The organism is Stieleria marina (genome assembly GCA_007741555.1).
Taxonomy (GTDB): domain Bacteria; phylum Planctomycetota; class Planctomycetia; order Pirellulales; family Pirellulaceae; genus K23-9.
Window position 1 is genome coordinate 2663072 of sequence record CP036526.1, and the last position, 21499, is coordinate 2684570.

Genomic DNA, 21499 nt, shown 5'->3' on the forward strand with positions numbered 1-21499 from the left:
CGCTGGTGAATCTGAATTCCAATCGGTGCCAGGTGCCGGTTGGCATCTGCCGTGGTAAGAATGCAGGCGGCACGTTTGACCAACCAGCGGCAAAATCGTTGGGGCTGAGTCGGCTGTGGTAAGCTGATTCGGCTATTGGACACAAGTCGCTTTGGCGTGAATGGTCAGCGCAGAGTAAAAGTTGCATTTGGTTTCTGAATCGTCTGAGGTTTGAAATGAATCGTCGTTTAGCTGCCTTCATTTTCGGGCTGTTCATCGCGTCGCCCGTCGCAACGTCGCAAAACGTGACAGGCTACGACGCGATGCCCGATCCGTACTTGTTCCTGCTGCGTGAACCCGCGGTGCAAAAGGATCTCGGATTGAATGCATCGCAAATGAAGCAACTGGTCGAAATCAATGAGTCGTTTGACGGCACGTTGCTCGGCATGCGGAATAAGAAAGATGCGCAAGAGAACCAGCGGAAAACCGACGATGTGATGCGCAAGACGCGGGCCGCGGTTGGACTGCTTTTTTCGGCCAAGCAGCAAGAACGGATCCAGCAAATCGCTTTCCGGCTCAAGGGCATGTCATTTGTTCTGGTGCCTGCTGCGGCAAAACAGTTGGAGTTGACCGCCGAACAAACAGCGACGATCAACGCGGCCATCAAAGACGCAAGTGAAACGATTCGCTCGGTTCAGTCCCGCGAGTTTCAGGGGCAGAAGGAACACCAGGCGTCGCAGCGAACGGTCGCCGCTGCTCGCAAGCGTGAACAGGAGGCGATAGTTGCGGCCCTGAATGACTCGCAGAAACGAAAACTGGTCGCTTTGATCGGCAAGCCTTTTGACCCGTCAACGCTCGGTCGAGTGGCGTTCAAGGCACCGGAGGTGATCGATAGCGGGCAATGGATCAATTCCGAAGGAGGCAAGCTAAGTGACCTGCGCGGAAAAGTCGTCGCTCTGCATTTCTTTGCTTTTGGCTGAATCAACTGCGTACGCAATTACCCTTGGTACAAGGGTTGGGACAAAACGTTTTCAGGGCAGAAATTCACACTGCTGGGTGTCCACACTCCAGAAACTCAGAAGGAACGCGATCCAAACAATGTTCGCGAGAACATGAAGGAGCACGGCTTCCAATTTCCAATTCTGATCGATACCGACCAGAAGACTTGGGATCACTGGGGCAATTCGATGTGGCCCGCGGTGTACTTGATCGACAAGAAAGGCCGAATTCGCTATTGGTGGTTCGGCGAATTGAACTGGAATGACGCCAGCGGCCAAAAGCTACTTGAACGAAGGATCAAGGAGTTGTTGGCCGAAGAAAGTTAGCGCGATCAAGATCCTTGGCGTTGAAACGGCAAAGCCGGTTTTAGCTACCGCTGCAATCAATCATCCAGTGGCATGACTTCGACCTTGCGAATGTGAACTTTGCTGCCGGGGTCGTGTTGCTGAAAAGCGAAGTAGCCTGCCGGGTTGGTTTTAGCGAAGTCCATGTATTCGTAAAGTTCATTGCCATCGACGGTGACCTTGATACGCGTCATTTCACGTCCACGCCAAACATCGTCACGGACTTCGATTTCATATTCGAACCACGTGTCTGGTTTGACCAGTTGCTGGTAGACGTGGCAAAATCCGTAAAGCGATCCGGTGCGAATGGGATCTTTGTGAGTGCTATCGACCTGAGCTTCGTAGCCGTCCCTGAACGACGGTTTCCGTGTCGCGCGGAAATAGACGCCTGAGTTTCCACCGTCATTGATTTTGACTTGCGTGCGGTAGCGATAGTTTTTGAAAGGGCCTTTCGTACAGACGAGCATGGATTGGGTTCCTGACCCGACCAGCATTCCGTCTTCGACCGTCCAGTGGCTGTCCTTTTTGCCGACTTTCTCCCAGTCAGTCATCGACTTGCCGTCGAACAGGCTTGTCCACTCTGTCGCGTCCTGTGCTGAATCAGTTGACGTAGCATCTTTGACAGTTGCGTCCTGAGCCAGCGCTGTCGTGCAAATCAAGATCGCAAGCGTGGTGGAAATCGTTCGAAGTCGCTGCATGTTTTGTCTTTCGTTAAAAAGTGGTTGTTGTCAGTGAGGTGTTGATTGCCAGAATGTACTAGCACTAATTGGAACGGTTCTTAGCAGGATCGGTATCAATTTTGACGACTAGAATTGCAAATTGGTCATCGAAGGGTTTGTCAAAGCTGGGCCACTGAGTGATGTCCTGCCCAATAGGATCGGCAAACGTCCCTTTGAGCGGATCAAACCAAGTGCCAGTCATGCGGCCACCCTTCAGGTTTTGGGGGAGCCGCACGCCGATGTTGATGTTTTCATTGGGCACATAGTAAACGAACAAATCCTTGTCGTTGTGCAAGCAGAATCCGCTGGAGCTCTTTTTGTCGCCCGCCGTTAAATTTGCCAAATGATATTGTTCGTCCAGCTTCCGCATGAAACGGTAGTATTCCAGTCGCGGACGATCGCCGGACGCCATCGCGTCGATGTCCGGCAGCATCACGTTCCATGCAGCGCCTTGCCAATAGTGCGTCGGGTAGGTTCCGGCAAAGACGCATTGGTACGCTCTCTCCAGGCAGACTTCGGGCGAAGTGTAGCTGCCTGTGAAAACGACGTACGGACCTTTTTCGTACCCACCATGTTCGATGTTCAAGATGGGTTTGTCTTTAAAATCGGTGAAGATCTTTCGCATCACGCTGTAAAGTTCGGACGCCCAGATTTGGACGGAAATGAAATCGACCTTCTCAGAGAATCGTCGGCAGTAGCTGTAGTCGTGCACGGTTACCAAACGTTGGTAGGCGTCCAGTTTACGTAAGCGATCGATCCGGCTGCTGATGTAGTGGTCGTCGTCGTGACCGTATCCCAAAGCCTCTTTTGAAATGTCCCAGATCAGATTTGGATAAGCCTGGTAGCGGCGCACGGTGTAATCAAAATAGCGATTGTCTTCGGCGGAATTCGCCGCGGGCCAATTTACTTGCTTGTTCCAAACGTAGATCATCAGGTGAGCGACGATGCCGTTTTGATCCAAGTAGTCGACGACGCGGTCGAGACGCTGGAAGTACTCGATGTTCAGCTGTGAGTGATCCGGTTGGCTGTTGTCACCTGCAAACGGGAACACACTTGGGCTTCCATAGTCATGTTTCGCTGGGAGTGCTTTGTCTTTTTTCCACTTTACGTCGTAAGCAAATACGTTCAATACGACTTGGTTGAAACCATTGTCCGCCAATGTGTCGACGAATTTCTTTGTCTTCGGGATGTCATCTGGGTTTTCTGCGTCGAGTGCAAAGATCCAGTCCGCTTCAAACGCAATCGGAAAATAGTTGTTGCCGTTTGCGTAAGTGAAGTTGCGAGGATTCCGCGCATCCAGGGTGATGCCACCTTTGCGATTTGCGACAGCTTTTGCGACCGCTAGTTGTCCCTGTAGGCCGTCAAGAGACGGTTGAGGTGACTGCGTGATGTAACGCCAATTCCCCGCCGATGGAGGTGTAAACCGAATCACGTACTCGTGGGCGCCATTGAAAAAACCTGGCACTTGCAAAGTGTCGCCATCGCTGGCGGTGAACTTTGCCGCAAACGGCGTGTCGACAGGTTGGCTGGTCAACGAGTCTGCTTGAAAACGAAGGTCGACAACATCCCACTGTCGTGCAGCAGTGGGGCGATCTGGTTGTGTCTCTTCAACGCCGCTCTGTGCAAACACGAAAGTCGCGGCGCTAATCCAAAAGAGAAACGGAGCGAAGAAACGGATACTTGCGAATTGCATGCCGGGTGCTTTGATGGAGAGGTGGTCTTGGGCGCGATCTGTTGCAAGGAAGTAGTCTACCGAGCTTGGAATGTGGATTCGTACCGCGGCATTTTGTTTTCGATCCAGCTATCCAAGGCAGCTTGTGTGTCGTGCCACTGCGGAGCGATTAACGATCGTGCCCAGTCGGCACCATCCGCGATTCGGCTGCTGAGGAAATCCGCGTTTGCTTTTGCCAGGTCGGTTGTTTCGCCCACGTCGTTGGCGACGTCAAACACTTGCCATTTGCCTGTGTTTTTTCGGTAGGCCTTGAGGTTGCCATTTCGAATCGCGACTTCGTTACCGCTGCCATGGTGTCGCAGCCAGTACATGGTTTCGCCCACGTGAGAGTTGCGTCCGGCCAAAAAGTCGGACCAGATGTCTTTGCCGTCCAGCTTTTTGCCTTCAGGGACCGTGGCACCCGCCAGCCCAGTGAAGGTTGGGTAAAGATCAAGTGCAAGTACCGGATGGTCAAACACCGCGGCAGTCGGAACGTGACCGGGCCAATGCATGAACATGGGAACGCGAATCCCGCCTTCGTGCGTTGATCCTTTGTCGTCCTGCAGCGGTGCATTGTTACCGGCTTGCAGAATCTTGCCCCCATTGTCACTCATAAACACAATCAGCGTGCTGTTCAGCATCGAATCGGAATCGTTGCCGTCTTGGTTGGGGTCTTTCATCGCGTCGACGATGTGCCCGACACCGCGATCGACCGCGTGCATCATCGCGACCAAGTTTTGTCGTCGTTCGTAATCACGGTAATTGATTCCGTTCTCAGGAGCGGACGGTTTGTGGTTGGGGAAGAGTGTCTGCAGGTCTTCGGTTTTTCCCTGAAGCGGCGAATGCGGCGCGTTGTATGCCACGTACATGAAGAACGGTTTGTCGCTCGGTTGGGAAATGAATTTGGCGGCTTCGTCCGAAAGTGTGTCCGTCAAATACGCTCCTTCGGGCGACCGAATGTCGGTACCGTTTCGCTGAAGGAAATATTGATAGTCGTTGATCTTCGGTTTGACTTTGTCCGTGATCGACGGATAGTATTGGTGGCCGCCGCCCAGAAAACCGTAGAACTGGTCGAAGCCGCGCGTGTTTGGGTGAAACGGTTTTGCGTCCCCCATGTGCCACTTGCCAATGCACGCCGTGCGGTAGTTGGCTTCCTGTAATACGGTGCTGAAGAGTTTTTCGGTAACCGGAATGCCTTTCTGGTTGTAGTCTTGCAGATTCTTGGCGACATCGGGAAGGTTCTTTTGTCCGCCAAACACATGAGGCCTGCGTCCGGTCAGTAGGCCCATTCGACTGGGACCGCAGAAGGGATGCGCGACATAGGCTTGCGAAAAGAGCGTGCCGTGTTTTGCCAGCGCATCCAAGTTTGGGGTGACAGCATCGGTTTGGACGCCAAAGTGTTCGGCATTGAAACCGACGTCTGCGTAACCCAGGTCGTCGCAAAAAATCAGCAGAATATTGGGTTGATCCAACGATTGAGCCAAGCAATCTGTTGTCGCGCAAAGTAGCCCGCAGGCAATCAAGAGAACTTTGGTCAGTCGGTTCATGGGAGGCTCCACCATTCTGCCTGTAGGCGATGTTCGTCGGCAAGCACCGGCAGCGTCCGCCGTTGTCAGTACCGTTGTCGCGTTAGTTTAAATTTGTCAGCGTGGGCATGTTATACACGCCGTGGAACTGCACGACACAGAACGTGGTGGACAAAGCTGCTTTGAAAAACAAGACGATTTTCGGTGTGAAAGTGGAAACGCAGCATGGAAAGAGGCAACCGAAAAGCTGGGGCGGCTGGGGCTTTGTGGAACGATTTTGCTTTTTGCGTGAACCGGTGATGGGCAGCGAGCGACTACCCCACTGTAACAAGGAAAGGCAATGAAATCGTTTGAAACATCTACCGCCGTTCTGGTCGTTCGTTGCCAGCTTGGTGAAACGGACGCTTGGGAATTATTGGTCCAGCGTTGGCATCCACGTTTGGCACGGTTCGTCGTGAACATGATTGTTGATCGTGCCAATGCCGACGACGTGATGCAAACGGCGTGGCTGCGGATCGTTCGTTCGCTCAATCGACTGCGAGCTCCAGAACGATTTGAGGCCTGGGCGTTTCGGGTCGCTCGGCTGTCAGTGATGGATCACCTTCGACGACAGTACCGCGAGCCAGTTTCAGAGGCATTTGCAGAATCGGAGCAAGGCAGTCCATCCGCAGAACGGGAGGCGGAACGGATCGAGATAGAGGATCTGGTTCGCGTCGGTCTTGATGAACTACATGCGACGGAACGTGAGGTCATTGTCCTGCACTATTTGGAACAGCTGAATGTTGCTGAAGTCGCGATGGTTTGTAATGTCCCACCGGGGACCGTGAAATCTCGGTTGTTCCGAGCTCGAGCGACGCTCCGCCAAAAATTAACGGAAAAGGAATCAAACAACGATGAAAGTAAATGAAGTTTCGACGGCAAATGATTCGATTGCGTTGTCGGACCAAGACGTGTCTAAGGCTGCCGTGCTAAAGATGGTGCGTGGCGAACTGACTTCACGACGTCGGTGGCTTTATCGCCTGATGTTGTTGGTGGTGAGCGTTGTGTTAGCAGCGATTGTGTCCTTGTGGATGACCGAGCCACGACCATTGCCCGATCGACTGCACTGGGGTTTTGGTTTGATGTCGTGCGTTGCCCTTTCGTGGATTGTTGTGTTGACTTGGATCTTGAGCCGGCGGCATTGCCCAACGGCCATCGATCGACTGGCTACCGCTTGGGTCGCGACGGCTGCGTGTTGTCTGTTCGTTATGACGGGCGTGTCGCTGTCGCTATGGCGTCACGACGTAATGGCGGTTGTCTGGGTCGGCACGGTTGGGATCGGTTTTACGGTCGCTGCCGTCGCGATGTTGGTGCGGGCGTACTCGTTGCGGTCGATGCTGCGTGCGAAGTTGGCGGAACTGCAATCGCAGGAAACGGCGACGGATCGACGAAAAACGACGTTAACCTAGCCAGCCAGAAGTGATCCCGCACAGTGTTTGGAGCATTCGTGTCCGTACATAAGGAATGCGTGGAAACCAAGGCAGTGCGATGTTTCGGCCCAGAGCCAACAGCGGAATATCCGATTGAAAGAAGGGTGTCAGAAGACGTGTGAGCTGTTGGTAGTAGCGGATTTTTGCTGCCCGTCTTTTGTGGAACAGTTTGCAGGCTTGGTCGAAATTATTGCACTGGCGAAGTGCTGTGGCAAAACAGCTGGCGTCTTCGAGTGCCAAGTTTACGCCTTGGCCTAAATGCGGGCTGGAGGGATGCGCTGCGTCGCCCACGAACAGCACACGATCGGTGTGCCATGATTTCATTCGCACGTGCCGATACCCACTAAATGTCAATTGATCGAACGAATCGATCGTTTGCAGCAATTCGGCAGATTGCGGGCAAACCTGAGTGGCAACGGTTTTCCAAGAATCGAATCCGCGATCGATCAACGAAGCGTAGTCGGTTGATCGCAGGCCCCAGAAAAAGCTGCACTGCCCTTCACCGATCGGTAGCAGTCCCAATAGTTGCTGAGTACCGTCGATCACCTGACAAAGCCGGTCAGGGATGCCCGTACACGGACCCGTTGTCCACAAAGCAGCGTACTGGTACAGGACTTGGTGATGGCGGATTCCCGATGCTGCCCGAAGCTTTGATCGTGCCCCGTCGGCGGCGATGACAAAGTCGAACGGCCCCAGCGTCTGACCGTCTTCGTCGACCAAATGGACGGCATCGCTGTCGATGTGGTGTCTCGCGATGGCGGTCGACGTAACGACTCGAGCGCCCGAGTTTTCACACGCCTGAAGCAGTTCTGTGAACAGGCGTCCGCGATGCACTCCCAACGCGAACGTGTTCGGTCCGAGCGCTTCGTATCGCAAGCGAATCAAAGGTCGACCGGAAGTAAGAAACGCGTCAAGACCGTCCAGGCGAGCGGACCGCTGCTGAATCGAATCCAAGACGCCGAGCTCGTCTGCGATTGCTTGACCGCTTGGTTGCAACATGATGCCAGCGCCAATCGGTTGGCACTGTTCAGCTTGTTCAAAAACCGTGACGTCATGACCGTCTCGAGCTAGAAAGGCTCCGGTCGCGGTGCCAGCGATTCCACAACCAGCGATCGCAATTTTCATAGGTCGTGTCGCGATGGTTCGTGAGAGGTTGATTCAGCCAAACAGCTTACGCCGATTTGCAGGGCACGTCATTCGTAGCCACAGTCTGACGGCGCGTTGCACGGCAGTATCTTGCGGATGCATGTTAGAGCTGCACACCTGCTAGCAGCGCAGGGATCGTTTGCCGTCGTAGATGTTAACAGACGCAATCCCACCGCAAAGCGAGACGGCTTCCCATCGACAATTGTTGCAGGATAAGTTTTAGTTGCGTGCTATCGGTTAGCGCGGTGCTTGAGGCTTCGTTTTAAACAAGGGAATTTGAATTCATGTCGAATCGTGACACGCAGCTCAATCGGTTTTTGTTAGACAGCTATCAGCAGATCGTTGCCGATATTCCAGCCGAGCGTCTAGGTGAGCCCGCGCCTGGTGGCGGGCATCCTCCAGTGTGGGTGTTGGGGCATTTGGCAATTTGTGCGGAGCTGGGGCTGGCCAGTTTTGGTGACGAAATGGCGCATCCCGAATGGCTTGAAAAATTCGGTCCGGGATCGTCGGATCAGATTCAAAATGCCGACGAGTACTCGTTCGACGTTTTTGACCAAGTGATTTTGGAAGGCTATCCCAAGTTAGCCAAGGCGTGTGCCGAAGCCAGTTCGGACGACATGAGCGTTCCTCACGGCATTGACTTTTTGGAAGGCGGCGCGATCGCAACGCGTGGCGATTTGATGTCGCACCTGCTGACGTCGCATTTCGGTTTTCACTTGGCACAGCTGTCGCATTGGCGAAGGGCAGCTGGAAACGCGCCTTTGTTTTAAGGCGATTGTTTTAAGATGCTCGTCGTTAGGATTCGATTCCGGCCAATTCGCACAGATGGGCCGTCGACACGGCTTGTGGGCAGCTCCAAACCAAAAAGAAAAGAGCTTGTTGGCACCAGCGACCGACGGGGTGACCGTTGACGTAGCCAGCTCCTTTGGCGGCCGTCAGCGCCGCTTGCGTGCTGCGGAGTACCAGTCGATTGGCTTTGCCGCGAATGTCGGCCGTGTCACAGTCGGCTGCACCACTGACGGCAAGCAATAGCAAGGATTCCAACGCATCGACTTCGGAAGTCAATTCACGGGTTGCGGCCGTCAGTTCCTCGCGTCGTGTAGTCTCTTCGCTTAGAAACGTGATGGCTGCTCGAGCCAGTCCGATGGCGAGGGTTGAAGTCTGCAGTCCACCGGTTCGGCCGCCAACGCCCGACTGCATGACGTTTTGGACTGGGCCAGCGATCAGCATCGATTCGTCGATTTGAACATGGTCGAATTCCAGTCGGTCGGTGACGCTCGCTGACAGAGCGACCAGTGAAATGCCGGGGCCGGGCTGGACGCCTTGGCTGTCACGGGGCACGGCAGCAAGGAGTTCGCGGCCATCGTCCATTGCTGCGCCGACCACATAGACGTCTGCGTGCGCGACGCCGGTCACCCAAGGAGCCATGCCGTTGAGGATGAAGCCGTGGTCATTCTGTCTAGCAGACATCACGGGTTTGCGGAGGTGTTGTCGACTAGTCGTCAAATGGCTGATTCCGACCGTGCCGAAAGATTCGCCCGACAGTAACGATGGGAGCCAGCGGTTGATCAGCGGTTGATTACCGCTGCCAGCGATGCGTCGAATCGCACCCATGTACTGCGTAATCACAAACGTGGTCGTCAAATCAGCTTGTGCCAAACGCAGATAGCCTCGGGTTTGGTCAGCGGTGTTCCAACCGACTCCGCCCTGGTGCGGTTCGATGAACCAACGGTACACGCCAGCGGCCGCGCAGGCTTGCAACGCGTCGAGGGGCCAATCTGAGACGCTTGACCAACGCGACGATTGGTCAGAAAGATACTCGGCCAACTGTTCCAGCGATGGATCGGTTGGAGCTGAAACGATCGCGATGGATGGGAGATCCGACATTGGCAGATAGTCAGGGGAATGCGTGGGCAATGACTGTGCCTAGCAGCATACGAAACCGACCATCTGATATCCAGACGCCGAACCTATTGGTCGGCGTCGTCAAGCTCCTCGGGTGATCACCCCGAAGCTGCTATTTCTTCTTCGATCGCGATTGCAGATAGATCGCGTACTCTTCGATCGTGACGCGGCCATCGCGGTTACCGTCCGCAGGAGCCGGATTCATCAGCATTGAACCCCATTCAGAAGCAACCAGTGCGCCGTCTTTGTTCTTGTCATAGCGACCGATGATGCGTTCGGCGTAGCGGACCAGTTTGTCATCTGGTTTCGTGCTGCCAGCGGCTGGCTTGCTACTTCCTGATGAAGTGGATCCAGACGAACCAGACGATCGTGAGGTAGACGAACTACGACTGGCCATGGCGTTCGATGAACTGCCTGTCGACGCAGGAGCAGAGACACTGACGCCTTGTTCGACCGCGCGAAGTGCTTCGGCGGCGGTAATGGTGCCGTCTTTGTTGAGATCCGATTTGAAAAACTCGGCCACGACACCATCATTCCAGTCCGAAGCGAACTCTGCCATCGTGACTTGTCCATCCTGGTTGGCGTCTTTGTCTGCAAAGAAGCCTGGCGTGCCTTCGGGAACCGCCTTGCCGTTTGTCATGCGGTACGACTTGCGTCCGTTGTAAACATCGATTTCTTTGTCATCGTCGCTTCGTCGCCGATCATCGCTTCGTCGGCTTCGATCTTTTTGGGCAGTCGCTTCTTCACGGCCTTCACGGCGGCGAGCGTAGCGAACGGCTAGTTCTTTTTGCGACAGTTTGCCATCTTTGTTGCGGTCAAAATCCATTGGGTTGCCCGAAAACCGACTCGACAATTCGTTCTTGGCAATGAATCCATCTTTGTTGCGATCGTAACGTTGCATCGTGCTGGCAGCTTCGGCTAGGTCAGCATCGGTAATCGGAACCGAAAGCATTTCAGCGGCAGCCCCAAAGCCCATCAACGGCATGGGCTCTTCTTCGATACCAAAACCTGGAACCAGCAATTCAACTTCCAGCGAATCATCGTCCGTGCTGGAAGTGTTTCCACGGCTAGCACGCGGATCGCCGCTACTTTGCTCGCGCATCTTGGTGAACGACTCCGATACCTTTTTGATCGAAATCGGCTGGCCAGCTTTGATGCTGGGGTCAGATTGCTGAAGCCGACTGATCATGAATTGCGCGGGGCCTTTTTGTTCGTCAGGGTCCAAGATCCCGTTGCCGTTAGTATCCAATCGGCTCAAAAATCCACTCGGATCAAACCCGCCTCGGGTACCACCTGCACCGCCACCGCCACCGCGTCCGCCGCGATCACCACCGGGGCCTCCTGCTCCGCCACGACCACCTCGATCGCCACCGGGAGCTCCGCCACCGCCACGCATGCCACCACCTCGGTCTCCGCCGCCCCTATCTCCACCTCGGTCGCCCCCAGGTCCGCCACGTTGGGCTTCGGCGGCAACCGCAATTAGAAAGCAGCATCCAATAGCAATGATATTGAGTTTGGTATTCATAGTCGTTTTAACCACGGACGGGTGGCAAGGTTTCGCGGTCACCGTGTCATCCATCAAGGCCCGATGGTGGGGCCAGTGGGTGTTTGCGACGATGGTTGCGCGATCTGTTTGTGAAGTATTTCGCGGTCTGCTGCCAGCGAAGGCTGCCGAGGCAGCGAATATTGGAGCGTAAACCGCCGGTTTTTGGTATCGAAAGTCCTTGGGAACCGGTGTTTTCTCCGTCATTAGTATAATTTGCACCAATACGCTTGGTCGATTTAAGCTGACCAAGCGACCGCCGACGCCTTGTTTTTTGATGGCTTCGACCGATTATCAGGCGCCGGGCCCTTTTTGTCCGTTTCCGCGTATACTTTCGGATAATTCAGTGCCGAATCCCTCGACGCCCCGCCCTTTCCCACTCGCTCGCCTTCGGATTGCCAGATGAACAAAATTTTAACCACCGATCGACGTCGTTTCTGTCAGATGGGCCTCGCTGCGGCAGGACTGGCAACGACGACAGGCTTGTTGGGGCAGAACGGTTTTGCGGACCAGCCCAGCGGCGATGGCGACAAGCCTTGGCTTCGCAAAACGCTGAAGATCGGCATGATTAAATTGAAGGACGGATCGCTGGAAGACAAATTCCGTTTGGCCAAAGAAGCTGGCTTCGAGGGTGTCGAACTCAACGCACCGACCGTCAATGTCGAAGAAGCCAACGCGGCTTCCAAAGCGACCGGATTGATCATCGACGGGACGGTCGGAAAATACCACTGGCAAACGCGGCACACCGACCCTGACCCAGCGGTTCGCAAGGAAGCGATGAAGCTTCTCAAGAAAGGCATCGAAAACACCGCCGCTGTCGGTGGCCGGACAATGCTGTTGGTGCCTGGTCATGGCAAAGACGGCACCGATCAAGAAGTATACGATCGCGCTGTCGCGGCCATCGAAGAAGCGCTGCCGCTGGCAGAAAGAAATCTTGTTTCGATCGTGATCGAAAATGTTTGGAACGATTTTTGTTATGACCACGAAGGTGGCAATGATCAGACAGCAGATCGATTGGCCAAATTTGTGGACGAGTTTCGTTCGATTTGGGTGGGCGTTCAATTCGATATCGGAAACCACTGGAAGTACGGCGATCCAGCCGAGTGGATCCACACACTTGGCAGACGCATTCACAAATTGGACATCAAAGGTTTCTCTCGTGCAGAGGGAAAATTCACCAAGATCACCGAGGGTGATATCAACTGGCCGTCGGTTGAAAAAGCGTTGCACGACATCAAATTCACTGGTTGGCTGGCAGCTGAAGTAAGCGGCGGCGGGCTGGAACGTTTGAAAGAAATCAACGATCACCTGGAAGAGTCGCTGCACTGTAGCAAGAGTATTTCGAGTGTCGGCTGAACAAGAAGCGATGGATCAATCGACGGGTGAAGCCGCAGAGTCTTGCCACATTTCGGTCATGCCGTCAGAAATCGTCCACTGGATCCAGGAATGTGATCCACGGGTGATCGTCGACGGAACCTACGGAGGTGGTGGTCACTCACGGCTGTTGCTAGACAAATTGCCCGCTGGCGAAGGGCACGTGATCGGGCTTGATCGTGATCCGGCCGTGAGCCTGCGGGTGGAATCGGAGTCGCACGACCCGCGGTTGGATGTGTTTTTGGGGAGCTATGAACAAGCTCCGAAGGCGCTTGCGGCGATGGAGCTCAAATCTGCCGACGCGTTTGTGCTGGATTTGGGTCTGTCCAGCGATCAATTGGCCGACCGCGACCGCGGATTTAGTTTTACGACGGACGGGCCGTTGGATTTGCGGTTTGATCCAGAGAATGGCGTTCCCGCATCGCAGTGGTTGGCGAATCATAAAGAGGTCGATATTGCCAACGCGATTTACCAATTTGGCGAAGAACGTTTCAGTCGGCGGATCGCGCGGGCCATCGTCTTGAGGGGCAAAGAACGCAAGCCTGTTCGGACGGTCAACGACTTGGTCGAAATCTGCCGCCGCTGTGTGCCGCGAAGCAAGAATCATGACATTCATCCGGCGACGCGAACGTTTCAAGCATTGCGAATCGCGGTCAACGATGAGTTAGAAATCCTAACACGGACCTTGGCCGATGCTCCCAACTGGATTGCCGGTGGCGGACGAATCGCGGTGATCAGTTTTCATTCGCTGGAAGATCGAATCGTCAAAAACGCGTTTCGCGACGATGACCGCTGGAACATTCTGACGAAAAAACCACTGCGTCCCAGCGATGCCGAAGTCGCCGCGAATCCGCGCAGCCGTAGTGCCAAACTTCGCGTTGCGGAGCGAGTCGCTGACACGGCATGATTGTGTGTGTGGCCCCGGGCTGTGTGTGCCCCGACAGGAGGCTGGCACGGCATGGCGCAGCGACAATCCATGCGATGCCTACAATCCCATTTCGCGGAGCTGGATTCACGGCCGATGCGAAGGGATGCAAAAGCATCCGCCGCGTTAGAAAGCGAAGTTGATCTAGTGTTTTAACGGCAAAGAAGAGAAAACGGTTCGGAACCGTAATGCACCAGATTTTAATACCGCCATCCGGAACACCGTCCGGTTTGGCAACGACAGATGTTGATCAAAAACGTCACGCTCTGATTCCCGGCTTGATCATTCTGCCGGGCGACAGCAGTCAGCAGTTCACGCCCTGTTTCATGTTGGATTTCAGCAAGGACCATTGTCTGTTGCGGGTCGACGTTTCCTACACTCTGAAACAACGCGATATTTTGATCCGTGTTTTGGATACGGACGACGATCAAAAAATCGAACTCGTGGGCCGCGTCACTGCGTCTCGTCGGCATACGATCGACACCACGACATTCGTTTGTGAATTTGGTCAGCAGCTCCCGCCACACGTGTTGGCGATGATGAACCAGATCGCCATCGTCGACCGCCGGACCTGTGATCGCAACGAGTGCTTGGTTCGCGTCAGTGTCTGCCGGATCGAACGCGGGCAAGTTGTTTCGCAGGCAAGCCTGGTCGAGGCATCTGGTCACGGTCTGCGTCTGCGCACCGAAGTCCCGCTCGACATCGGAGAGCAAGTCGTCGTGAGTTTGCCATCGGGCGAAGACATTTTGGTGGCGATCGTTTGGTCCAAAGAAGTCAACGGTACCAATCAAACCGGTGCCAGTTTGACGACGGCATCGGTCGAATCAACCGTACTGCACAGTGTGCATCGCTTGTCGAAGCAATAGTGTTCGCAGGTTTTGCGAGCCATCGTATCGACGCCGATGCGAACCATCGGTGAACCTTCGCCGTAAGAATTGTCGACGCAATCTTACGGTTGATTGAGACGCGGCGCAATGAGTGCGGGTTGCGGACGAGGAACACCGAATAAGGAAAAACGAAACACTGCGACGTGTCTCACTTGCCTTTCTTTCTTCTCCCCGAAAGATCGCTAGGAGCACTCGATGGAAAATTCTTCGCCGCCACTGCGCGCGCAGATCCGAAGTCTTGGGAAGTGTCTGTACACAGAAAACCCGTTCTATCTGATTAGCTGCGGTTTTGTGATGTACGGGCTTCAAGTAGTCGCGGCCAGCGTTGGCGACCAATACTCGCGAGCGAGTTTCCTGACCGGCAGTTTGGCCCTTTACACGCTGTTGATGGGATTGACCGCGATCGTCGTGATTCGTTGTGCCAAAGTTTGGCAAGACGCGCGAACGATTCTGTTGATCATTGTGATCGGACAAGTCGCGTACTCGATCGCGGTGGACGAACTTTGTCTAAGCGATCGGGCAAAGGCGACAGCTTTCCTGCTGGCGGGATTGGTTGGCACCGTCCTGACGACCGAAAGCGTCTTTCTGTTTTGCCGAATTCGATTTGCGTTTTGGTATCGGGCCAGCTTCTACGCCCTGCTGACAGTCTTCTATGCGTCTCCGGCGTTGGCCAGTCAGTTCCGTGCCAGCGATAGCGAATTGGCAAACTGGACGCCTTTGTTGTTTTCCGTTGCCGCTGCTGGCGCTCTGTTGCTGCTGATTCCGGCGGTGCATCGTGGCAAGAGCTTGGCAGCAGACAACGGTACGCCGTGGAGTTGGCCCCTTTTTCCATTGAGTGCGTTTGCCATGCTGGCGGTCCTGGCAGCGTTTCGTTCGCACGCGATCTGGATCTCCTTTGGTTCTCTTCGGGGGCCCATCCAGTTTGAACCGCTGCTGTTGATGCCGCTGCTGTTAGCAGTTGTGGCGCTGTTGATGGAAGACGCGATCGCAAAGGGCAAGCATCAACGCGTCAGGTCGATCGTGTCACTGTCTCCGTTGTTGCTTGTGTGCGGCATCAACCGTTTCGCCGAAGCAGGGCTCGCGCAGCAGCATTATTCGTTTGACGCGGGACTGCAGAGGTGGGGCGGATCAGGAATGACCGTCGCTTTGTTAATCGGGTTGTTTTTCTATTTCTACGCTTGGCTGCGTGGTGTCCAAGTCGCTCTGTCATTGCTAACCCTGGGGTTCTTTGCCCTCGCAGTGGTCGGTCGCGAACCAGATGTGCTGAGCGAGATCCATTTTCAGAGCTGGTGGATGAGCGTGGTTGCTTGCGGCATTTGGTTCTTGCGATGCCGCAAAAGAAATGCGACGGAATGGAGCTGGATCGGGTTGGCCGCGTTGGCAAGTGCTCCGTTCGTCCTCGCCGGGCAACAGCGTGGACAGGTTCCAATTGCCATTGGATTGGCAATTGCCAGTTCGGTGTTGATCCTTATGTTCATCGGTTGGCGGTTCGACACGGTGTTTGCCTACAAGATTCGCTGTTGGGTGGCGTCTCTGATTGCAGTCGGCGGAATCGCAGCTGTGTTGCATCATTGTTTTGTGACGCAGTCTGATGCCATGTCGCCGGCGTTGCTGGCTGCCATGGTTTGGTTGGCTATCTATGGCGTGGCCGTGCGGCGGATGAACTGGTTTTTCCTTGCAGCCGGTTTGGGCGTCGCCGCGGTGGTGACATCGACGCTGCTGACTCGTCAGACAATGGAGTTCACGCGTGTGGCGCATCAGCATTGGCAACTAAAAACAGGGCTGCTGTTTTTCTTTGTGGGGGTGCTGGTCACTTCGTCCAAGACAATTGCATTTAGACGATTGCGACATCGAGCACGGATGGCAAAGAGGCGCCGAGGTTTTGTGCGAGGTTTTTGAAACGGCTTTTGCAGCCGTCAAAACTGTTCTCACACGCGAGCGTTCGCGACCGGGCACAATCCTGTACCCGGTCCGTGAGGTAGCTGGGTGATCATCGAAATGTTCACCGCAATGGTCAGCCCGTGGCCGCAAGCTGACACAAATAACCCCACGCAAGGCGAACTCGCGGAAGTGAGTTTGCTGGGCTCAGACGCTGCCGAATCGAATCGATCTACGGCTGAGTCGCAATCACACGAATGTCTTTGTAAGTCGTTGACAGTCAATTACTTGGGACAGACTCGGCATTCAGAAAGTCGCCGTTTCCCCGCAGTGCAATTCGTCTCACCGACCACCTTAGATTACGCGCTACGGCCGGTCGGTCAACCGCAGAAATGATGTTTTCATTCGCCGGTCCGCGCCCAACCGCGCTAAAGTGTTGAGCGGATGCGGTTTAGGTTTTTTGGCGACTTGGGAAGCCGCGAATTCGAGACACCCCCCGGGGGTGGGTGGGCTGGATTTGACAGCTTTGGGTGGTGGTCCGATCAGGCGAATCGGGCAATCTGGGCGATCAGTCCCGAGGCCAGGAAATTTCTGGCTGAACTCGTTACGGTTTGGAGGCTAGCGAATGCCGGGCGGCTTCCAACTCTCATTTTGGGCGGCTAGTTTGTCGTGCCCTCGCCGCAGGTGCCAATTTCCATTTTCCTCCAAGATTCGACGTTTGGGTCATGAATTCATCACAGAGTGTTCATCTAGCGGTTGACCTGGGGGCATCCAGTGGTCGAGTCATTGCGGCAGGTTTGGATGAAGGCCGATTGTGGCTGAACGAGTGCCACCGGTTCGAAAATGAGCCTGTCTGGATCCAGGATTCTTTGCACTGGAACGTCCATGGGCTTTGGCGTGATATCGTCAAAGGGCTTCGTGTGGCAGCCGATCAATACGACAAAATCGAATCCGTTGGCGTTGATACTTGGGGCGTCGACTACGTGCTGCTCGATGCTTCCGAGCAGCTGGCTGGACCTGTTCGCTGTTACCGTGACCCGCGAAATCAAGGTTCGCTCGAAAGCGGCTTTGCAATTGTTCCGCGCGACGAGATCTTTGCGGCGACGGGTCTGCAATTTATGGAAATCAATTCCCTTTTTCAGCTGCATACGGCCGTCAAATGCAATGACGCAACCCTGGGCATTGCTGAATCGTTTTTGATGATGGGAGATTTTTTTCACTGGCTGCTGAGCGGTAAGAAAAGCATCGAAGCAACGATGGCTTCGACCAGTCAGATGCTTGACCCACGCACCAAGCAGTGGCGAGAAGATCTGCTAACGAAGTTTGCGATTCCCACCAAGCTGTTTTCGCCGGTAACCCAGCCGGGAACCAATCTTGGCAATGTCCAGCCATCGGTCGTTGCTATGACGGGACTGGACAACGTGCCTGTGATTGTCCCTGCGACACACGACACGGCATCCGCGATCGTATCGGTGCCCACGGACGATTTTGCTCCCGACAAACCAACGTGGTGTTACATCAGTAGCGGAACCTGGTCACTGATGGGCGTGGAAGTCGCGCAGCCAAAGATCAACGCCCTCTGCGCGGAACTCAATTTTACAAACGAAGGTGGAGTTCAGGGCAGCACGCGATTGTTAAAAAATATCGGCGGCCTGTGGGTCTTTCAGCAGATACGCAAATCGCTACAGCGCCGCGGCGAAGATGTGTCCTGGGACGACATGGTTACGCAAGCCAAACAGGCCAAACCATTTGCATTGTTGCTAGATCCCGACGCCGGCGAATTTGTCGCTCCGCACGACATGATCGATGCGATTGTTGACTATGCAAAACGAACCGGTCAGGCGGAGCCGGAAGGCAATGGCACTTTGTTTCGAGCGGCGTTGGAAGGATTGGCGCTGCGTTATCGATCCTGCTTGGGCATGTTGGAATCGCTTGTCGAAAACCGCATCGAAACGATTCACATCGTCGGCGGTGGTTCGCTCAATGCATTCTTGTGCCAGATGACCGCGGACGCCTGTGGACGAACGGTCGTCGCCGGGCCCGTCGAAGCGACGGCGATCGGAAACATCGCCGTTCAGATGATCGGTACTGGCCGGCTTCAGTCGATCGCCGAAGCACGCAAACTGATACGCGACAGTTTTGACGCCGTGACTTATCAGCCGCAGAACGCTGCCGGTTGGGATGAACCTGCCGTTCGATTCGATGCCCTTTCGTCGCAAGCCTAACGTTTTGGCTTGCGAGGCATGTGACGACAATTATGTTCTGCCCAGACGACGGCGTACCGCTTCGTTTTTGCGGACACAACTTTCCTTCTCTTTGTAAACAACACTATGTCGACTGACCAACTAAACGAGCGAAAGAACGAAATTCGCACCGCGGCGCACGCCGCTCGAAAGGCTCAAGCGGACAAAGACGCCGTCAGCAAACTGATTACTGATCGCGTCATGTCGCAGGATGAATATGCAGCAGCAGACTGGATCATGTGGTACGTCGACGTTCGCGACGAAGCGCGGACTCGACACGCATTGCCCGACGCGGTTGCCAGCGGCAAAAAGATTGTTGTGCCTTATTGCGTCGATGGCGAATTGGAATTGTTTCATCTTGAGTCCATGGACGAACTTGAAGTCGGCATGTACAAGATTTTGGAGCCCCACGCTGATCTTCGCGACGTCGCCGCCAAACGCGTTGATGTCAAACAGCTGGACCTGATTTTGGTGCCAGGTGTTGGGTTCGATGCCAAAGGCGGGCGAACCGGTCACGGAAAAGGCTACTACGACAAGTGTTTGGAAAACGCGCGAGCGGAAACACCTCTGATCGCGTTGGCATTTGAGTGTCAAATGTTCGACGAAATTCCTATGCAGGACCATGACATTTACATGGACAAAGTCGTTACAGAGACCAACGTGTACGAAGGTCTTGGTAGGAACTAATTGATGCCGAACTTAAACGAGTTGGTCGAAGACACTTACGCGGAAGGGTTCCGCAGTATCTATGGCGAAGTCCTGATTACGGCGCGCGACAGAAAGTGGCTGGATCACTGCGTGCATGCCGTGACCGGTCACGCTTCGAGCACGATCCTGTGTGATTGCGAGGCGGGTGTGTCTCAGTGGATCAGCGCGGAACAAGCTGCCGCGGGGGCGACGCCTGACGGCCGAATCGGCGCTGTGGTGCAATTCCATGTGCCGCGTTTTCGCAAGGACCGTCGCGAACATTTGGAACAGGTCATGTTGGCCCGGATCAGTCAAAACGTTTTGACGTGCCCGACGACCAGCTGCTTCAATCGCTTGGATACCGAAGACTATTTCAAGCTGGGGCGTAAAGTAGCGATGTTCGGCGATCGACATCAGTTTCGCGATCAACGCCATGGTCAGAAAGTTTGGGTCATTCCGATTCTGGGCGGCGAATTTTTTCTCTCACGACGGTTTGGTTTTCGTGACGGAGTGATGGGGGGCAATCTTTGGTTCTTTGGACCCAATCAAGAGGTGGCATTGGACGCTGCCGAAAAGGCCGCCGCGGCTGCCGAAGCGGTTGCTGATGTGATTACGACATTCCCCGGCGGTGTGGCTTCGAGTGGTTCCAAGGCAGGTAGCAGTTACGAAGGGCTGATTGCCGCGACGTACGCCGAGTATTGTCCAACACTGAAAGACAAACTGGGCGAAGATTCAAAGGTCCCCGACGGTGTGGCCAGCATCATGGAGATCATTATTAACGGGCGAGATTTGGAAGCGCTCAAGGCGGGGACGAAAGCAGCGATCGCGGCGGCGGCTCCCGTGGATGGTCTGATGAAAATCAGTGCTGGAAATTACAACGGCCGCCTGGGTAAGACATTCATTCATTTGCACGAATTGATATAGCTGGCTGATATAGCTGAGCTGGTCAAGCGGCGCAGGCAGGTGGATAGATCGCCGTGTTGATGGCGTGTCTTCAGGTTGACGTATCACGATCAGAGACGGTCGACGTCAGGGTTGCTTCTTGGGCGAACCTACTTTGCCAGTTCCGCCAGCTTTGCTTTGGCGGCTCCACTGTCGATGGCATCGGTGGCCAGCGTGGCAGCGTCGGAGAGTGACGATGCTTTTTCAACCAGCAAGAGAGCGGCGGCAGTGCCCGCGACCACCGTGTCGCGGCAAGGGCCTGGTTCGCCATCAAAGATTCGCCGGATAATCGAAGCACTCTGGGCCGGGTTCTCGGCCGTCAAGGCTTCGCGGCCAACCGGCAGCAACCCAAAGTCAGCGGGTGTCCACACGTGCGTCGTCTGTTTTCCGCTGATGACATCGATCGCGGTTGTTGATCCATCCAGTGAAACTTCGTCTTGCCCATCGGCTCCGTGAACGACAAAGGCTCGCTGCGTGTTTAGCTTGGCAATCGCCGCAGCGACTTTGTTTTGCGCGTCGGTCGACGATGTGCCCAGAAGTTGATGCGTGGCGCCGGCCGGATTGCAAAGTGGGCCGAGCAGGTTGAACAGTGTTTTGACCCCGAGTTTTCGGCGTACGCCGACGACGTGTTTCATCGCCGGGTGCAGTTTGACGGCAAAGCAAAAGCAGATGCCAATCTGATCCAACGACTTTGCAACACTATCGGCGTCCGATTCGATCGGAACCCCAAGCTCTTCCAGGACGTCGGCCGAACCCGTCAAGCTGGTCGCTTTTCGATTGCCGTGCTTGGCGACTGCGATCCCGCAAGCTGCTGCAACAATCGCGATGGCTGTACTGATGTTGAACGTCCGACTTTCGCTGCCGCCGGTTCCGCAGGTGTCAAGTAATACGTCGTGCGAATGCGAAATGCGAGTCATATGGCGCCGCATCGCTTGGGCTGCACCGACCAATTCGTCAACGGCCTCACCTTTCTCTTTGAGCGCCAAGAGCAAATGGCCGATCTCATCGTCGCTGGCGAGCCCGCTGAGCATGGCGTCGATCAAGTCACTCGTCTGTTGAATGCCTAAATCCTTGCCCTGCTTTGCTTGGTCGATGGCCGTTTGGAATGAAGACATGGGCATGGTTGGATCTGGAGGAATTGGGAGCTTCAGGGATAGCAGCGAAGACGAGATTGCGTTTTGCGGCAGACGTTCAAATGCGGGGTCGTCGGCAACGGTCCGGG

Annotated in this window: 19 protein-coding genes; 12 read left to right on the plus strand and 7 right to left on the minus strand. The window is 54.9% G+C overall.

The window, feature by feature from the left end; genetic code table 11:
• Nucleotides 1-215: 215 nt before the first annotated feature.
• The gene (locus K239x_RS09195) at nt 216-959 is read left to right on the plus strand and encodes a thioredoxin domain-containing protein (RefSeq protein ID WP_145417532.1); all 744 of its coding nucleotides are present in this window, start codon (nt 216-218) and stop codon (nt 957-959) included.
• Nucleotides 960-1304 carry a redoxin domain-containing protein gene (locus K239x_RS09200; RefSeq protein WP_145417533.1) on the plus strand — a complete coding sequence of 115 codons (345 nt, stop codon included), beginning with the start codon at nt 960-962 and terminating at the stop codon, nt 1302-1304.
• A 56-nt stretch (nt 1305-1360) separates the two neighbouring features.
• Here the strand turns inward: K239x_RS09200 and K239x_RS09205 are convergent, their stop codons facing one another.
• From K239x_RS09205 to K239x_RS09215, 3 genes are all read right to left on the minus strand, one after another.
• Nucleotides 1361-2020 (minus strand): 3-keto-disaccharide hydrolase, encoded by a 660-nt coding sequence (locus tag K239x_RS09205; protein ID WP_145417534.1) that lies wholly within the window; start codon nt 2018-2020, stop codon nt 1361-1363.
• Nucleotides 2021-2084: 64 nt separating this feature from the next.
• Entirely contained in the window at nt 2085-3734 is a 1650-nt protein-coding gene (locus tag K239x_RS09210) for a DUF5060 domain-containing protein (RefSeq protein WP_145417535.1), read from the minus strand.
• Between the two features lie 56 nt (nt 3735-3790).
• The gene (locus K239x_RS09215) at nt 3791-5299 is read right to left on the minus strand and encodes a sulfatase-like hydrolase/transferase (protein ID WP_145417536.1); all 1509 of its coding nucleotides are present in this window, start codon (nt 5297-5299) and stop codon (nt 3791-3793) included.
• 319 nt (nt 5300-5618) lie between these two features.
• Here K239x_RS09215 and K239x_RS09220 point away from each other — a divergent pair, with 319 nt between their 5' ends.
• Both K239x_RS09220 and K239x_RS09225 read left to right on the plus strand, forming a co-directional pair.
• Nucleotides 5619-6185, plus strand: a complete 567-nt coding sequence (locus K239x_RS09220) for an RNA polymerase sigma factor (RefSeq protein WP_145417537.1) — start codon at nt 5619-5621, stop codon at nt 6183-6185.
• Nucleotides 6172-6726: a hypothetical protein gene (locus K239x_RS09225; protein WP_145417538.1), complete on the plus strand. Its 555-nt coding sequence runs from the start codon at nt 6172-6174 to the stop codon at nt 6724-6726. The genes K239x_RS09220 and K239x_RS09225 overlap by 14 nt, the downstream gene beginning before the upstream one ends.
• On the opposite strand, the gene K239x_RS09230 is transcribed toward K239x_RS09225, so the two are convergent.
• A complete protein-coding gene (locus K239x_RS09230; RefSeq protein WP_145417539.1) occupies nt 6718-7872 on the minus strand; it encodes an FAD-dependent oxidoreductase in 1155 nt (384 codons plus the stop codon). The genes K239x_RS09225 and K239x_RS09230 overlap by 9 nt on opposite strands.
• Nucleotides 7873-8177: 305 nt before the next feature.
• On the opposite strand from K239x_RS09230, the gene K239x_RS09235 reads away from it, so the two are divergent.
• On the plus strand, nt 8178-8663 hold the full coding sequence (locus tag K239x_RS09235; RefSeq protein WP_145417540.1) for a DinB family protein: 486 nt from the start codon (nt 8178-8180) through the stop codon (nt 8661-8663).
• A gap of 25 nt (nt 8664-8688) precedes the next feature.
• On the opposite strand, the gene K239x_RS09240 is transcribed toward K239x_RS09235, so the two are convergent.
• Together K239x_RS09240 and K239x_RS09245 are read right to left on the minus strand one after the other, a co-directional pair.
• Nucleotides 8689-9780 (minus strand): acyl-CoA dehydrogenase family protein, encoded by a 1092-nt coding sequence (locus K239x_RS09240; RefSeq protein WP_145417541.1) that lies wholly within the window; start codon nt 9778-9780, stop codon nt 8689-8691.
• A 130-nt stretch (nt 9781-9910) separates the two neighbouring features.
• Nucleotides 9911-11323, minus strand: a complete 1413-nt coding sequence (locus K239x_RS09245; protein ID WP_145417542.1) for an EF-hand domain-containing protein — start codon at nt 11321-11323, stop codon at nt 9911-9913.
• 420 nt (nt 11324-11743) lie between these two features.
• On the opposite strand from K239x_RS09245, the gene K239x_RS09250 reads away from it, so the two are divergent.
• The 7 genes from K239x_RS09250 to K239x_RS09280 all read left to right on the plus strand — a co-directional run bounded on the left by K239x_RS09250 (nt 11744) and on the right by K239x_RS09280 (nt 20259).
• Nucleotides 11744-12697, plus strand: coding sequence for a sugar phosphate isomerase/epimerase family protein (locus K239x_RS09250; protein ID WP_145417543.1), 954 nt, complete (start codon nt 11744-11746; stop codon nt 12695-12697).
• A 10-nt stretch (nt 12698-12707) separates the two neighbouring features.
• On the plus strand, nt 12708-13622 hold the full coding sequence (gene rsmH / locus K239x_RS09255; protein ID WP_145422268.1) for a 16S rRNA (cytosine(1402)-N(4))-methyltransferase RsmH: 915 nt from the start codon (nt 12708-12710) through the stop codon (nt 13620-13622).
• Between the two features lie 206 nt (nt 13623-13828).
• Nucleotides 13829-14506 (plus strand): PilZ domain-containing protein, encoded by a 678-nt coding sequence (locus tag K239x_RS09260; protein WP_145417544.1) that lies wholly within the window; start codon nt 13829-13831, stop codon nt 14504-14506.
• Between the two features lie 216 nt (nt 14507-14722).
• Nucleotides 14723-16426 carry a hypothetical protein gene (locus K239x_RS09265; protein ID WP_145417545.1) on the plus strand — a complete coding sequence of 568 codons (1704 nt, stop codon included), beginning with the start codon at nt 14723-14725 and terminating at the stop codon, nt 16424-16426.
• A gap of 704 nt (nt 16427-17130) precedes the next feature.
• The gene (locus tag K239x_RS09270; RefSeq protein ID WP_145417546.1) at nt 17131-18630 is read left to right on the plus strand and encodes a rhamnulokinase; all 1500 of its coding nucleotides are present in this window, start codon (nt 17131-17133) and stop codon (nt 18628-18630) included.
• Nucleotides 18631-18735: 105 nt separating this feature from the next.
• Entirely contained in the window at nt 18736-19335 is a 600-nt protein-coding gene (locus K239x_RS09275) for a 5-formyltetrahydrofolate cyclo-ligase (protein WP_145417547.1), read from the plus strand.
• A gap of 3 nt (nt 19336-19338) precedes the next feature.
• Nucleotides 19339-20259 carry a formylmethanofuran--tetrahydromethanopterin N-formyltransferase gene (locus tag K239x_RS09280; RefSeq protein ID WP_145417548.1) on the plus strand — a complete coding sequence of 307 codons (921 nt, stop codon included), beginning with the start codon at nt 19339-19341 and terminating at the stop codon, nt 20257-20259.
• A 128-nt stretch (nt 20260-20387) separates the two neighbouring features.
• Here the strand turns inward: K239x_RS09280 and trpD are convergent, their stop codons facing one another.
• On the minus strand, nt 20388-21416 hold the full coding sequence (gene trpD / locus K239x_RS09285; RefSeq protein ID WP_419190068.1) for an anthranilate phosphoribosyltransferase: 1029 nt from the start codon (nt 21414-21416) through the stop codon (nt 20388-20390).
• Nucleotides 21417-21499 lie beyond the last annotated feature (83 nt).

Coding starts and splice junctions, on each gene's coding strand:
- K239x_RS09210 (WP_145417535.1), bottom strand. CDS start 3,734: ATGCAATTCGCAAGTATCCGTTTCTTCGCTCCGTTTCTCTTTTGGATT.
- K239x_RS09225 (WP_145417538.1), top strand. CDS start 6,172: ATGAAAGTAAATGAAGTTTCGACGGCAAATGATTCGATTGCGTTGTCG.
- K239x_RS09240 (WP_145417541.1), bottom strand. CDS start 9,780: ATGTCGGATCTCCCATCCATCGCGATCGTTTCAGCTCCAACCGATCCA.
- K239x_RS09195 (WP_145417532.1), top strand. CDS start 216: ATGAATCGTCGTTTAGCTGCCTTCATTTTCGGGCTGTTCATCGCGTCG.
- K239x_RS09270 (WP_145417546.1), top strand. CDS start 17,131: ATGAATTCATCACAGAGTGTTCATCTAGCGGTTGACCTGGGGGCATCC.
- K239x_RS09245 (WP_145417542.1), bottom strand. CDS start 11,323: ATGAATACCAAACTCAATATCATTGCTATTGGATGCTGCTTTCTAATT.
- K239x_RS09275 (WP_145417547.1), top strand. CDS start 18,736: ATGTCGACTGACCAACTAAACGAGCGAAAGAACGAAATTCGCACCGCG.
- K239x_RS09280 (WP_145417548.1), top strand. CDS start 19,339: ATGCCGAACTTAAACGAGTTGGTCGAAGACACTTACGCGGAAGGGTTC.
- K239x_RS09260 (WP_145417544.1), top strand. CDS start 13,829: ATGCACCAGATTTTAATACCGCCATCCGGAACACCGTCCGGTTTGGCA.
- K239x_RS09215 (WP_145417536.1), bottom strand. CDS start 5,299: ATGAACCGACTGACCAAAGTTCTCTTGATTGCCTGCGGGCTACTTTGC.
- rsmH (WP_145422268.1), top strand. CDS start 12,708: ATGGATCAATCGACGGGTGAAGCCGCAGAGTCTTGCCACATTTCGGTC.
- K239x_RS09230 (WP_145417539.1), bottom strand. CDS start 7,872: ATGAAAATTGCGATCGCTGGTTGTGGAATCGCTGGCACCGCGACCGGA.
- K239x_RS09205 (WP_145417534.1), bottom strand. CDS start 2,020: ATGCAGCGACTTCGAACGATTTCCACCACGCTTGCGATCTTGATTTGC.
- K239x_RS09250 (WP_145417543.1), top strand. CDS start 11,744: ATGAACAAAATTTTAACCACCGATCGACGTCGTTTCTGTCAGATGGGC.
- K239x_RS09235 (WP_145417540.1), top strand. CDS start 8,178: ATGTCGAATCGTGACACGCAGCTCAATCGGTTTTTGTTAGACAGCTAT.
- K239x_RS09220 (WP_145417537.1), top strand. CDS start 5,619: ATGAAATCGTTTGAAACATCTACCGCCGTTCTGGTCGTTCGTTGCCAG.
- K239x_RS09265 (WP_145417545.1), top strand. CDS start 14,723: ATGGAAAATTCTTCGCCGCCACTGCGCGCGCAGATCCGAAGTCTTGGG.